Below are 14148 nucleotides of genomic sequence, written 5' to 3' on the forward strand. Positions count from 1 at the left end.
CCCCAAACCGGGACCGGTTTTGGGAAAGATCGCGCTCAAACGAAAAGATGGCCATGCATAAACTCGAACGTCTCCTGCGCCCGAAATCGATCGCCGTGTTCGGCGGCGCGCAGGCCGCCGCCGTCGTGGCGCAATCGATCAAGATGGGCTTTGCCGGCGAAATCTGGCCGGTGCATCCGACCAAGGACGAGGTCGCCGGCCGCAAGGCCTACCGCTCCGTCGCCGACCTGCCCGGAGCACCGGACGCCGCCTTTGTCGGCGTCAACCGTCACCTCACCATCGAGGTGATCAAGGCGCTGGCCGAGCGCGGCGCCGGCGGCGCCGTCTGCTTCGCCGCCGGCTTCCTCGAGACCGAGGCCTATGACGAGGATGGCGAGCGGCTGCAGGCGGAACTCGTTGCCGCCGCCGGCCAGATGCCGATCATCGGCCCGAACTGCTATGGCCTGATCAACTATGCCGACGGCGCGTTGTTGTGGCCCGACCAGCATGGCGGCATCCGCCTGGCCGAGGGCGGCAAGGGCGTCGCCATCATCACCCAATCGTCCAACATCGCCATCAACATGACGATGCAGAAACGCGGCCTGCCGATCGCCTTCCTGATGACGGCGGGCAACCAGGCGCAGACCGGCCTGTCCGAAATGGCGCTCGGCCTGATCGAGGACGAGCGCGTCACCTCGCTCGGCCTGCATATCGAGGCTTTCGACTCGGTAGCCGGCTTCGAAAGGCTGGCGGCGCGCGCCCGCGAGCTGGAGAAGCCGATCATCGCCATGAAGGTCGGCCGCTCGGAGCAGGCGCGGCAGGCGACCGTCTCGCATACCGCCTCGCTGGCCGGCTCGGACGCCGCCTCCGGCGCGTTCCTGAAGCGGCTCGGCATTGCGCGTGTCGATTCCATCCCGGCCTTCATCGAAGCGTTGAAGCTGCTGCACATCACCGGGCCGTTGCCCGGCTACAAGCTTTCCTCGATGAGCTGCTCCGGCGGCGAAGCCTCCGTGATGGCCGACAGCGCCGAGGGCCGCTGGGTGCATTTTCCGGCGCTTGCCGATCAGCATCGCGCGCATGTCAAATCGACGCTCGGACCGCTGGTCGCGGTTGCCAATCCGCTCGACTATCACACCTTCATCTGGAACAACGAGCCGGCGATGACGGCCACCTTCACCGCCATGGTGTCGGGCGGTTTCGACCTCAACATGCTGGTGCTCGACTTCCCGCGCCCCGACCGTTGCTCGGACGTCGACTGGTGGGCGACGCTGCGCGCCTTCGAGGCGGCATTGAAGACCAACAAGGCGCAAGGCGCGATCGTCTCCTCGCTGCCGGAAAACCTGCCGGAGGAGTACACCGCCGGGCTGATGGCGCGCGGCATGGTGCCGTTGTTCGGCATTTCGGAGGCCATGGACGCCGCCCAGGCCGCCGCCTTCATCGGCTGGGCCTGGCGCGAGCCGCAGGCGCAGCCGGTCGACACCACGGCCGCGGGCGCGTCGGAAGCCAGACACGTGACGCCGGACGAGGCCGAAGCCAAGGAAAGGCTGATCAAGGCCGGCCTGCCGGTGCCGAAGGGCGAACGCGCTTCCAACGCGGTCGAGGCGGTGATCTCGTCGATGACGCTGGGCTTCCCGGTGGCACTGAAGGCGCTCGGCGTCACGCACAAGTCGGAAGTCGGCGCCGTCAGGCTGAACCTCAAGGACGCCGAATCCGTCAGCGCCGCCGCGCATGACCTTCTGCCGCTCGGCACCGGGCTCTATGCCGAGCGCATGGTGCGCGACGGCGTCGCCGAACTGATCGTCGGCTTCACCCGCGATCCGATGTTCGGCGTGGTGATGACGCTCGGCACCGGCGGCGTGCTGGTGGAGCTTCTGCGCGACAGCGTGACCCTGATGCTGCCGGCAACGCGCGACGACATCGAGGCGGCGCTGCGTGGATTGAAGCTCTATCCGCTGCTCGAAGGCTATCGCGGCCGGCCGAAGGCCGATGTCCAGGCGGCCATCGACGCCGTCGCCGGCATTGCCGACTTCGTCCAGAAGAACGAAGTCGAGATCGAGGAGCTCGACATCAACCCGCTGATCGTCTGTGCCGAAGGCAAGGGCGCCTGGATCGCGGATGCCCTGCTGGTGCTTGGAGAAAAGAAGAATGACTGAAATCATCACCACCCGCCGCGAGGGCACGATCCTCGAGGTCACGCTCGACCGGCCGAAGGCCAACGCCATCGACCTGAAGACATCGCGGCTGATGGGCGAGACCTTCAGGGCGTTCCGGGACGATCCCGACCTGCGCGTCGCGATCGTCAAGACCGCAGGCGACAAGTTCTTCAGCGCAGGCTGGGACCTGAAGGCGGCCGCCGCCGGCGACGCGGTCGACGGCGATTACGGCGTCGGCGGTTTTGCCGGGCTGCAGGAGTTGCGCGACCTCAACAAGCCGGTGATCGCCTGCGTCAACGGCATGGCGGTGGGCGGCGGCTTCGAACTGGCGCTGTCCTGCGACCTCATCTACGCCTCGGACCATTCCTCCTTCGCGCTGCCGGAAATCCGTGCGGGCACGCTGGCCGACGCAGCCACCATCAAGCTGCCGAAGCGCATCCCCTACCACATCGCCATGGACCTCCTGTTTACCGGCCGCTGGATGGATGTCGCCGAAGCGCATCGCTGGGGCCTGGTCAACGAAGTGCTGCCCAAGGACAAGCTCGAAGAGCGCGTCTGGGAGATCGCAAGGCTCTTGGCCAGCGGCCCGCCGCTGGTCTTCGCCTCGATCAAGGAGACGGCGCGCGTGGCCGAGGCGCTGACCTTCCAGGACGCGATGAACAAGGTGACGCGTCGGCAGCTGCCGACGGTCGATATCCTCTATGGGTCGGAAGACAACATGGAAGGGTTCCGGGCGTTCGCGGAGAAGCGCGAGCCGGTGTGGAAGGGACGATAACGTCAAAGATGACGGCGCGAGGCACCCCCCTCTGCCCTGCCGGGCATCTCCCCCGCAAGGGGGGAGATTGGCAGTGTCGGCGCCGGCGCTCACCTTTCCCCGCTGGAGATTGGCGAAGGCAAATGCGACATCCGATCTCCCCCCTTGCGGGGGAGATGGCCGGCAGGCCAGAGGGGGGTGACCGGGCTGAACCTCTCCAGTCGGTCCAACCGCAATGACCGACTATAAAACCCTCATCGACGCCGAGACCTGGGCCTTCATCGAGAAGACCAACTCCTACTACCCGCCGGATACGATCGACTACACGATCGAAGAGCAGCGCGCGATCTATGACCGGATGTGCCGGGAGTTCTTTGCCGGCTACCCGCAAGGCGTGACCGCCGAGACGACAAGCATCGCCAACGGCATCCCGATCCGCATCTACCGCAACGCCACGCCGAACAATGCCGCCATGGTGCTCTATCTCCATGGCGGCGGCTTCATCCTGGGCGGGCTGGACAGCCATGAGGATGTCTGCGCCGAGCTTTGCGCCCGCACCGGCTTCGAGGTGGTCTCGGTCGATTACCGGCTGGCGCCGGAAAATCTGCATCCGGCCGCCTTCGACGACGCGATGGACGCTTTCGAATGGGCCGCCAGGACCTATGACCGCCCTGTCGTGCTTTGTGGCGACAGCGCCGGCGGCAATCTCTGCGCGGCGACAGCGCATGCGACGCGCGGCCATGCGAAGAAGCCGGCCGGCCAGATGCTGATCTATCCCGGCCTTGGCGGCGACCATTCGCGCGGCTCCTACGTCACCCATGCCGAGGCGCCGATGCTGACGGTGCGCGACCTCGATTTCTACAAGCATATCCGCACCGGCGGCGTGGACCGGACCGGCGATATCACGCTCTACCCGCTCGCCGACGCCGATTTCGCCAATTTGCCGCCGACGGTGCTGATCACCGCCGAGTGCGACCCGCTGTCGTCCGACGGCGAGGCCTATCGCGACCGCATCGTCGCGGCCGGCGGACGCGCCACCTGGTTCGAGGAGCCGGGCCTTGTACACGGCTATCTCAGGGCCCGGCACATGGTCGGCCGGGCACGGACCAGCTTCACCCGCATCGTCGAGGCGGTATCGGCACTCGGCCGGGGCGACTGGATCTGGTGACGCCCGGCGGCCCGGGAACGCTTTCCGCCCCGCTATCCTCAAATGAACCTTTCCACGCCGGCCGGCGACTGATGGCCAGGCGCCGCAATGGTGCGGCCCGGAAAGGGAAAGCCCCATGACCAGAAACCCAGAGACTACGCGGTCTCCGGGAACAACGGGAGTCCAGCGCGATCACCGCCTTCGGGAAGGGGTCGACGCGCTGGGCTTTCGGCTGATTCCGTTGACCCTGCATAGGCGCAGGCGTATCGTCACGATGAGGAAAGCAGACAATTCGATCGGGGAAGAACGTGCCGCAACGCCGCGCCTTGCCCTGGTTGGCGCGACAAGACCGGATGTTCCTTCCAGCGGCTTCGGGGGGAGTTCAATGTCTGGCGTTCGCGGCTCGTTTCTGCGTTCTCGTGGCGGCCGTCTGCGCCGCGCAATAGCATCCACCAGCGGAATTCTTGCCGTGGCGCTGTCCGCCAGCCTCTGGCTCGGCGGCGTGGCGAAGGCGCAGGAAACCCAGATCATCTATCCTGGATCGATGGCGGTCACCGGCTTCCCCGGCACCATAATCCCCGATTTCGACCAGGGCTTGCCGCCCGGCACCGATCCGGTCGACGAGACCTTCATCGACACCTCGCGGGCATCCTTGCGCATTTTCGACGTCTCGCATCTCGGCGGGCCTGCCTCGGGCCAGCTCGTCTTCACGCCGCCGCCCTTCGAGGTGACGGCTGGGCAGATCGGCGAGGTGTTCGGACTGACCTATGACGACGGCGTACGCGATGGCATGCCGTCGGGCATTCCCAATCTTTATGCCGCCGCGACCTCGCTGCATGGCGTCGAGATCGTCACTCCGGACGCCGACGACGACGGGCGTCCGGAGCGGCAGCGTCGCGGCGCCGCCGGCGCCACCTTCATGGGCGGCCAGTTCGGCACCGAGAATGGCGGCGGTCCAGGCACGATCTGGAAGATCGACGGCATCACGGGCGCCGTCTCGAAATTCGCCGACATCGACACCAATAGCGGACCGGGCATCGGCAACCTCGCCTTCGATCCCATCCACCGCCAGTTCTTCGCCTCGGATATCGACACCGGCCTGATCCATCGCATCGACGCCGACGGCCATCTGATCGACACGTTCGACCATGGCGTCGCCGGCCGCCCGGCGCATGGGCTTGGCCCCGTCGCCGACGATGGCGCGGTTATGGACATCCAGGGCGCGGCCTTCGATACCGAAGACCCCGAGACCTGGGGTTATACGCAGGACGAGCGCCGTGTCTGGGCGGTCTCCTATCACGGCGGCCGGCTCTATTATTCGGTCGGCGAAAAATCCGAGATCTGGTCGGTCGGCATTGCGCGCGACGGCACGTTCGCCGGCGATCCGCGTTGGGAACTGACGGTCAAGGCCGAGAAGGATTACGCCGTCACCGACATAGCTTTCGACAACAACGGCTTCATGTATCTCGCCCAGCGCGGCCCGGTCGAAAACCGTTACGATTACAGCCGCTTCGCCGATTCCGGCAAAGGCGAGTTGATCCGCTACTGGCAGGAAGACCCGGACGATCCGGCGACGGAATCGGCCTGGGTCGAGGTGCCGCAGGAATACGCGGTCGGCTTTCCGCAAGGCAACCGCCAGTCGGCCGGCGGCGTCGACCTGCAATATGGCTATGACGCCGACGGCAATATCGACACCAGCGTCTGCACCGACACCGTCGTCAACACAGGCGACAAGTTGCGCGACAATCCCGAGCTTGCCGAGCGCCTCGCCGCCGGCGGGCCGCTTGCCGTGCATGGCGTGCAGCTGACGCCGAGCGCGCTCGTCAAGCCGGCCAACGTGCCGCCCTTCGGCTCCTGGTTCGTCGACTTCGACGGCTATTTCGAAGACCCGGAGATCGAAGGCCATGTCGGCGACATAAGGGTCTGGCGCCCGTGCGAAGGCCGCGCCGGTTATTACGAGGAAATCCCCGGCGGCTATCTGCCTCCGTTCTATCCGCCCGACTTCCCGCCGCCCGGCAACCTGCCGCCCTGCGTCGATGTCGAGGACGTGCATTACTACTGCACGCCGCGCGGACTTCGGGCCGAACTCTATCTCCATGACCATGCCGGCTTCGGCGGCGATTCGATCAAGGCGCAGTCCAGGACGCCCGGCGTCGGGGTGACAAGCCCCATGTCGCATGTCCCGGGCAAGCCCTACACGGTCGACATCACCGGCCATGATCCTGGCGACACCGTCAATGTCGGGCTCTGCTTCTATCGCAAGTCCGACCAGGACAAGGGTGGCTACTACCCTTGCTGCAAGGTGACGCTGCCGCTCAGAACGCCAGCCGTCAGCTGCGAACGTTGAGGGAGGGACAGATGACAAATCTCGCCCTTTCCCACCTCGCCTCGCGCAACACGAAAACCGTCATGGAGAAGATCATGAAACCCCTGTCATACGCCAGGCGCGGCGCGCGCTGGCTGATGGCGGCCGGTATCGCGGTCGCCATGATGCCGGCGCTGCCGGCGCTCGCGGAAGACACCGCTCCGGCCAAGCTCACCGAAGTCGCCGGACCGGAGCCCAGGCTCGACCTGGACAATCCGCGCATCGTCAACCCCGAACCCGGCCGCATTGTGCCCTTCTTCACCAAGACGGGCGGCCAGCGCGGCTGCGACTATGTCTACTACACGCTGACCTTCGGCCTGCACGGCAATGCGCAACCCTTCGCCAATCCGGCTTTGGCCAACGCACTGAAGAACGCCAGGATCGACTTCAAGGACCAGCTTGCGCACGGCCTGAAGATCGTCAACGTGAATGTGACCGGCGACGGCACGGACGCCGGCGGCGGAGCGCTGCCGGCGGCCACGATCAGCAGCTCGGCCAACCCCGACGATACGGCGACGGTGTCCGATTTCCGGATTTCCGCCGACGATCTCGACGGTTCGGGCGCGCCGAACGAACGCACCATCACCTTCCGCATCCTGGCCAAGATCGACCAGGCGGCGTTTCCCGCGCCGGCCAATGTCGACAACCAGGGTCAGATCAAGGTGACAATGGGAGGCGGCCCGGGGACCGTCATCCCGTCGCAGGACCCGAACAAGCCGGACGACGGCGACTTCCTGACCGGCGCCAAGACGACGATCCATATCGACGTCACCAAGTGCAACCCGCCGCCACCTCCCAGCAAGGAATGCTTCAAGGTCGAGCACGGCACGGTCGACTGCGTGCCCGGCGGCGGCGCCTTCATCTACCACATGCCGGTCGGCCCGGAGATGGGCGGCAAGTGGGTGCAGGTGTCGACGACGACGCCCGGCATCACCATCGTTCCCGACACGCAAAAGGTGCCGGTCGGCGGCGGCGTGCTGAACTGGAAGATCATCGGGGCCTCGCCCGGCGAGGCCATCCATCTCATCGTCACCGGCATCGAGACCTATGCCGGGCCGAAGGAAGGCTGGGGGCTCTGCTGCACGCAGGTCATCGACATCGTCATCCCGCGTGATCTGAGATGCCCGCCGAAGGACAAGGAGCCGGACCTCAAGGTCGAGAAGCATGCCGACGTGCCGCGCTGCACGATGGCCGGCGGCTGCGACTTCACCATCACCGTCACCAATGTCGGCGACGCGCCCTATAACGGCAAGATCGTGCTCGACGAGGTGACGCTGCCGGCAGGCTCCGTGCTGGCCTCCGGGCCGAACGCGTCCTGGGTCTGCGTGCCCGGCACGACGCCGATGACCTGCACCTATCCGCCGACCACGCTCAACCCCGGCGCTTCCGTCAACCTCAAGCTCGGCTTCAAGCCGGCGGGCGGGTGGCAGGGCAGCGTGCTGCGCAACTGCGCCGCCTATGACTACCAGGCCAGCGGCAAGCCGCTGTTCGGCAGCCAGCAGAACGACCGCGGCTGCGCTTCGATCCCGATCTGTCGCCGTGGCGATCGCGATCCGCAGTGCAATCCGCCGGTCGAAAAGAAGGTCGACCTGATCTTGAAGAAGCGCGCCCGCGTCCCGGTCTGCACGCCGGACGGCGTGTGCTTCTTCGTGATCGACGTCATCAACAACGGCACCAGCACCTATAATGGGCCACTGACGGTGATCGACACCTACCCCGGCGGCGCGCCGACTTCGTCGACCTTCGGGCCGAGCCCGCCATGGAGCTGCGGACCGAACGGGCCCGGACAGTTCCGCTGCGACAATGCCAGCATCTCGCTGCCTGCGGGCGCCTCGACGCCGATCGTCGTCAAGGCGGTGATGCCTGCAAACTACCGGCCGGACACGGTGGAGAACTGCGCCGAGGTGAAGGGCATTCGCGGCGAGGTCGACCTCGCCAACAACAAGGCCTGCGCCACCGAACGCATCCGCCATCCGAATGGCGGCCAGCCCGGCCTGCGCATCACCAAGACCTGCGGCGGCGATCAGCTCGTGCGCGCCGGAATGGTCTCTTGCCGCATCACCATCAGCAATGCCGGCACCGCCGCCCCCACCGGACCGGTGCGGGTCAACGATGCCGCGACGCTGGTGTCGGGCGGTGCGCCGGTGCAGATCCAGACCGTGGCCCCGGACGGCCCGGAATGGAACTGCGGACCAGTGCCTGCCAACACGCTGTCGTGCCAGATTCCCGGCGCCGTGATGACACCCGGAACCTCCAGGCACTTCGACGTGACGGTGAGCGGCAATGGCGCGTTCGAGAACTGCGCGCGCGGCTCCTACGGGCCGGGGCCGGGCGACGATATCGTCTACCCGATCGGCCAGGCTTGCGCGAAGGGCGGCGGCACTTCCGCCATCCGCGTCGAGAAGACCGGCGATGCCGAGTGCCAGCCGGGAGAACCCTGCTCCTTCGAGATCACCATCACGAATGATGGGCCGAACCCCTTCTCCGGTCCAGTCCGCATCGGCGATGCGATCGGCGTGGAGGGTCTCGGCCGGCTGGAAGGCGTTCAGATCTCCTCGATCGACCCGCCCTTCGGCTGCTCGCAGGAGCCGACGACGCTGCCTCTATCCTGCATCGCCAACCTGACGCTGGGGGCAGGTGAAAGCCACACCCACCACGTCACCGTGATCCTTCCCGAGGACGGGCGCCTCGCCGATCTGCAGGGAACGGTCACCGGACAGAACTGCGTCGGCGTGCTTCCTCCGAACACGCCGGTGCACGGCGGCGGCGACGTGCTGTCGCGCGACCTGACCACCAACCAGGGCGATCGCGGCAAAGCCTATTCATGCCACCCCTTCACCATCAGGCATGAGGTGAAGAACCAGTGCTCGGACGGGTTGGTGCTGAACTCGGCCGGCCGTTGCGTCTGCCCGGACGGCACCACCTTCCGCAACGGCCAGTGCTCAGGCGGTGGAGGCACCAAGCTCCTGCCGCTGCCCGTGCCGCCGCGCTGCGTCCTGCTGCAAGGCCAGATCCGGACAGCGGACGGACGCTGCGTCTGCCCGCGCGGCACGGAGCTGGAGAACGGCAAATGCGTGCGGGGCGAAGAGCCGCAGGAGCGGCAGTGCCCGCTGCGTCCCGGCCAGTATCACGACCAGGACGGCAATTGCGTCTGCCGCCGCGGCGAACTGGTCAACGGCGTCTGCCAGGTCATCCCGCCGAAATGCACGGTGCGCGGCGCGGTGCCGACTTCGAACGGCAATGGCTGCACCTGCCCGGACGGCACGCATCTCGACCGGGTGGCCAAGGCCTGCGTGCCCGACAGGCAGCCGCCCGCCCAGTGCCGCATCCGGGGCCAGTCCCGCAACGCCGATGGCGATTGCGTCTGCCCGAGCCGCACAGAAGTCCGTGACGGCGCCTGCCGGCCGATCGTGTCGAGGCAATGCCCGATTCGCGGCCAGGTGCGCGACGCCGACGGCAACTGCGCCTGCCCGGACGGCCTGGAGGTGCGGGGCAAGGCCTGTAGGCCGCCAAAGCCGAAGCAGGAGCAGTGCACCATTCGCGGTCAGGTCCACAACAAGCGGGGCGACTGCGTCTGCCCGCGTGGGACCGAAATCCGCGACGGCGCCTGCCGCAAGCCGCAACAGGAATGCGCGCCAGGCTCGCGCTACATCGACGGCCAGTGCCAACCGGTGCTGACCAAGCGGCGCTGCCCGGTCGGCACGGCCGGACGGTTCCCGGACTGCACGCCGATCCGCAGGCGGCCGGGCGTCGAGATCAACCCCGGCATCCTGCTCAACCCGAACGTGCTGCAGCAACTGGTGCCGCAGCGCCAGCCGCAGCGCGTGCTGCAGGATCCGGCGGGCGCCAACATCCAGAACTTCAAGCCGTAATCTTGCGGCTGAAGATCCAGACCCGCCGGAGCGATCCGGCGGGTTTTCTTTTTCACATCGACGACAGCCCTGTGGCAAGCGGACCGATTCGCCTGTCGAAAACATGCTTCCCCTTGACCGGATCATGGTCTAGCGCGTCGCTGAAGCGGATTCAGGCGACGCGCTTTAAGCCTTTGTTTTCATGCATGTCGTTATCGCAAAGCCGCTGCATATTTCTGCGCGACATGCATTAGCGCGTTTCACCGTTTCACGGAAACGGTGAACCGCTCTATCTCCTTGTTTTGACGCAATTCCGGACGGAAAACCGCTCGCACTTTTCCTGGAATTGCTCTAGGCAATCGCGCTGACAGGCGCGGCCACGCGCGCAGGACTGACAGGAGAATTTGCGCCATGAGCAAGAAGACCCTGATCGCGCCATCGGTGCTGGCTTCGGATTTCTCCAAGCTCGGCGATGAGGTCGAGGCCGTCGCGGCGGCCGGCGCCGACTGGATTCATCTCGACGTGATGGACGGCCATTTCGTGCCCAACATCACCTTCGGCCCGCCGGTGATCAAGGCGATCCGCAGCCGCACCAAGGCCTTCTTCGACTGCCATCTGATGATTGCGCCGGCCGATCCTTACCTGGCCGCCTTCGCCGAAGCCGGCTGCGACGGCATGACGGTTCACGCCGAGGCCGGGCCGCATCTCGACCGTTCGCTGCAGACCATCAAGAGCCTTGGCAAGAAGGCCGGCGTCTCGCTCAACCCGGCGACGCCGGAAACGGCGATCGAATATGTGCTCGACCGGCTGGACCTCATCCTGATCATGACCGTCAATCCGGGCTTCGGCGGACAGGCCTTCATCCCGGCGATCGTCGACAAGGTGAAACGGGTCAAGGCGCTGATCGGCAGCCGGCCGATCCACATCGAGATCGACGGCGGCGTTTCGGCAGAAACGGCGCCGCTGATGACCGCGGCCGGCGCCAATGTGCTGGTGGCGGGCGCCGCCGTCTTCAAGGGCGGCAGCGTCGAAGCCTACAGGGCAAATATCGAAGCAATTCGAACGGCCGCCGACAGAGCCGTCGGTTAAACGTATAACTGCCCCATCTCTCCCGGGAGTTGCCTAATCGCGGCAATTGAACGACTGTTCGATATAGGAAGCGACGCAGGATTATCGGCTTTTCCCCGAGATTCTACTTTATTCAATGAATAGACGGCCCGACCTGTCTTAAGGTCGAATATCGTCATCTTCCGCTTGAGGCGCCGTTGCCCGGCTGTATGATATATGTACGGGAATTGCTTCGCCGCGGGGCCCTGGCAAACCAGGGGCAAAGCAACAGGAGTTCGATTGACAAACGGAAACACCGAGCCGGGCGAGAGCAAGGGCGCCAAAAGCACGCTTGCCAGTTCGGTCTACCAGCAACTCCGCGACGACTTGCTGCGCGGAGCTCTGGAGTCCGAGACGAAACTGCGTGTCGAATGGGTCGTTTCCCGCTATGGCGCCGGCGCTTCGCCGGTGCGCGAGGCGCTCAACCGCCTGGCCGCCGAGGGCCTGCTCGGCCGTCACGACCAACGCGGCTTCTTCCTGATGCCGGTCAGCGCCGTGGAGTTGGAGGAGTTGACGCGTACGCGCTGCTGGCTGGAGGAGCGAGCGCTGCGCGAATCCATTGCGCACCGCACCGCCGAATGGGAGGAGCAGCTGGTGCTGGCCCTGCACCGCCTCGCGCGCGCCGAGCGCCGCCTGCCTGAAGACCCGGCAACCAACAATCCGGAATGGGAGAAGCTGCACCGCGCCTTCCATCGCGCGCTGATCGCGGCGTGCCGGTCGCACTGGTTGATCGGCTTTTGCGATCAGCTTTCCGATCAGGCTTCGCGCTACCGCCTGATCTCGCAAAACGCGCCGGGCATGGGACGCGACGATCTTGGCGAGCACCGCATGATTGCCGAGCGCACGCTGGATGGCGACGCCGACGGCGCGGTCGAGGCGCTTCTCAATCATTACCGCCTCACCGCGGCGATGTGCATGGAACGCTTCGCGCAGGGTTATGATCCGAAGGCCGGCCTCAGCAAAGGGCGCCGCAGATAACTGCCGCGCCGTTTTTCTCCGGCCGCCAAATCTGATATTCGCTCGGGCAGCGCAACGCATGAGCCATCCGGCGTACGCCTGAGCGGTTCGCCGTTTCACGGAAACGGCGAACCGCTCTATTTCCTTGTTTTGACGCAATTCCGGACTGAAAACCGCCTTTCCTCGAATTGCTCCAGAGGACATTTCATGACCAATCATCTCTTCGGCGCTTTCCGTTCCCATATGCCGGCGCCAGACCGGCTGCTGATGGAGACGGATGACGGCCGTTCGATCACCTATGGCGACATGCTGGCCAAGTCGGCGCAACTGGCGCATGCGCTGGCGCAGGCCGGCGTCGAGCCCGGCGACCGCGTCGCCGTCCAGGTCGAGAAGAGCCCGGAGGCGGCGCTGCTCTATCTCGCCTCGTTACGCGCCGGCGCGGTCTTCCTGCCGCTCAACACCGCCTACACGCTGCCAGAGCTCGACTATTTCTTCCGCGACGCCGAGCCGACGCTGATCGTGTGCGATCCGGACCGTCTTTCGGGCGTCGAGCCGCTTGCCGCATCGATCGGCGCGACGGTGCTCACGCTCGGCCGCGACGGGCAGGGAACGCTCGCCAGCCAGGCTTCGCGGCAGGCGACGGATTTCAGCGATGTCGCGCGCGGGCCGGACGATCTTGCTGCTATCCTCTACACGTCCGGCACGACCGGCCGTTCCAAGGGCGCGATGCTCAGCCACGAGAACCTAGCTTCCAATGCCCGCGTGCTGGTCGAGCAGTGGCGCTTCGGCGCCGACGACGTGCTGATCCATGCGCTGCCTATCTTCCATACGCACGGCCTGTTCGTGGCCACCAACGTCATCCTGATGGCCGGCGCGAAAATGTTCTTCGAGCAGAAATTCGACCCGGCGCGCATCCTGTCGCTGATGCCGCGCGCGACCGCGCTGATGGGCGTGCCGACCTTCTATGTACGGCTGTTGCAGCAGCACGGCCTGACGCGCGAAGCGGCCAGCGCCATCCGGGTCTTCATCTCCGGCTCGGCGCCGCTGCTCGCCGAGACGCACAAGGCCTGGCGCGAGCGCACCGGCCACGCCATCCTCGAGCGCTACGGCATGACCGAGACCAACATGAACACGTCCAATCCCCATGACGGCGAACGGCGCGCCGGCACGGTCGGGTTCCCCTTGCCCGGCGTCTCGCTGCGCATCACCGACCCCGAAACCGCCAAGCCGCTGGCCCAGGGCGAGATCGGCATGATCGAGGTCAAGGGCCCGAACGTCTTTGCCGGCTATTGGCGCATGCCCGAGAAGACCAGGGCCGAGTTCCGCGACGACGGCTTCTTCATCACCGGCGACCTCGGCCTGATCGATGCCGACGGCTATGTCCACATCGTCGGGCGCGGCAAGGACCTGATCATCTCGGGCGGCTACAATGTCTATCCGAAAGAGATCGAGAGCGAGATCGACGCGCTTGATGGCGTCAGCGAAAGCGCGGTTGTGGGCGTCGCCCATCCGGATTTCGGCGAAGGTGTCACCGCGGTCGTGGTGCGCAAGCCGGGATCGGCGATCAGCGCCGCCGACATTGCCGGCGCCATCGCCGGCCGGCTGGCGAAATACAAGCACCCGAAGCAGGTGATCTTCGTCGACGAACTGCCGCGCAACACGATGGGCAAGGTGCAGAAGAATATTTTGCGCGAGGCGTACAAGGATATCTACGCGGTGCGTGGAGCCGGCTAACGATTATCGAGCCGCAGGCCTCGGAGGTTAGCCGAAACGCCCATCGCTTCGTCATTCTAGGGCGGAGCAAGGAGCGAAGCGACGCGCGCAGACCCGAGGAT

The 14148-nt window shown here is 66.0% G+C and carries 8 protein-coding genes; all 8 read left to right on the forward strand.

Features of this window, described 5'->3' with window-relative positions; translation table 11 throughout:
- The first annotated feature begins 53 nt into the window (after positions 1-53).
- On the forward strand, positions 54-2132 hold the full coding sequence (locus FJ417_RS22520) for an acetate--CoA ligase family protein (protein ID WP_140784965.1): 2079 nt from the start codon (positions 54-56) through the stop codon (positions 2130-2132).
- Positions 2125-2907, forward strand: coding sequence for a carnitinyl-CoA dehydratase (locus FJ417_RS22525; RefSeq protein ID WP_140784966.1), 783 nt, complete (start codon positions 2125-2127; stop codon positions 2905-2907). The genes FJ417_RS22520 and FJ417_RS22525 overlap by 8 nt, the downstream gene beginning before the upstream one ends.
- A gap of 214 nt (positions 2908-3121) precedes the next feature.
- Positions 3122-4054, forward strand: coding sequence for an alpha/beta hydrolase (locus tag FJ417_RS22535; protein WP_140784967.1), 933 nt, complete (start codon positions 3122-3124; stop codon positions 4052-4054).
- A gap of 364 nt (positions 4055-4418) precedes the next feature.
- Positions 4419-6380, forward strand: a complete 1962-nt coding sequence (locus FJ417_RS22540) for a hypothetical protein (protein WP_140784968.1) — start codon at positions 4419-4421, stop codon at positions 6378-6380.
- A gap of 11 nt (positions 6381-6391) precedes the next feature.
- On the forward strand, positions 6392-10270 hold the full coding sequence (locus FJ417_RS22545) for a DUF11 domain-containing protein (protein WP_140784969.1): 3879 nt from the start codon (positions 6392-6394) through the stop codon (positions 10268-10270).
- Between the two features lie 390 nt (positions 10271-10660).
- Complete coding sequence (gene rpe, locus FJ417_RS22555) at positions 10661-11338, forward strand: ribulose-phosphate 3-epimerase (RefSeq protein ID WP_140784970.1); 678 nt, start codon at positions 10661-10663, stop codon at positions 11336-11338.
- Positions 11339-11596: 258 nt separating this feature from the next.
- Positions 11597-12334, forward strand: coding sequence for a GntR family transcriptional regulator (locus FJ417_RS22560; protein ID WP_246687518.1), 738 nt, complete (start codon positions 11597-11599; stop codon positions 12332-12334).
- 186 nt (positions 12335-12520) lie between these two features.
- A complete protein-coding gene (locus FJ417_RS22565; protein WP_140784972.1) occupies positions 12521-14047 on the forward strand; it encodes a malonyl-CoA synthase in 1527 nt (508 codons plus the stop codon).
- Positions 14048-14148: the final 101 nt, after the last annotated feature.

This window comes from Mesorhizobium sp. B3-1-7 (assembly GCF_006439385.1).
Taxonomy (GTDB): Bacteria; Pseudomonadota; Alphaproteobacteria; order Rhizobiales; family Rhizobiaceae; genus Mesorhizobium.

What these genes read in the sequence shown, in the direction of transcription:
- FJ417_RS22545 (WP_140784969.1), top strand. Translation starts at nt 6,392, where the DNA reads ATGACAAATCTCGCCCTTTCCCACCTCGCCTCGCGCAACACGAAAACC.
- FJ417_RS22520 (WP_140784965.1), top strand. Translation starts at nt 54, where the DNA reads ATGCATAAACTCGAACGTCTCCTGCGCCCGAAATCGATCGCCGTGTTC.
- FJ417_RS22535 (WP_140784967.1), top strand. Translation starts at nt 3,122, where the DNA reads ATGACCGACTATAAAACCCTCATCGACGCCGAGACCTGGGCCTTCATC.
- FJ417_RS22540 (WP_140784968.1), top strand. Translation starts at nt 4,419, where the DNA reads ATGTCTGGCGTTCGCGGCTCGTTTCTGCGTTCTCGTGGCGGCCGTCTG.
- FJ417_RS22525 (WP_140784966.1), top strand. Translation starts at nt 2,125, where the DNA reads ATGACTGAAATCATCACCACCCGCCGCGAGGGCACGATCCTCGAGGTC.
- FJ417_RS22565 (WP_140784972.1), top strand. Translation starts at nt 12,521, where the DNA reads ATGACCAATCATCTCTTCGGCGCTTTCCGTTCCCATATGCCGGCGCCA.
- rpe (WP_140784970.1), top strand. Translation starts at nt 10,661, where the DNA reads ATGAGCAAGAAGACCCTGATCGCGCCATCGGTGCTGGCTTCGGATTTC.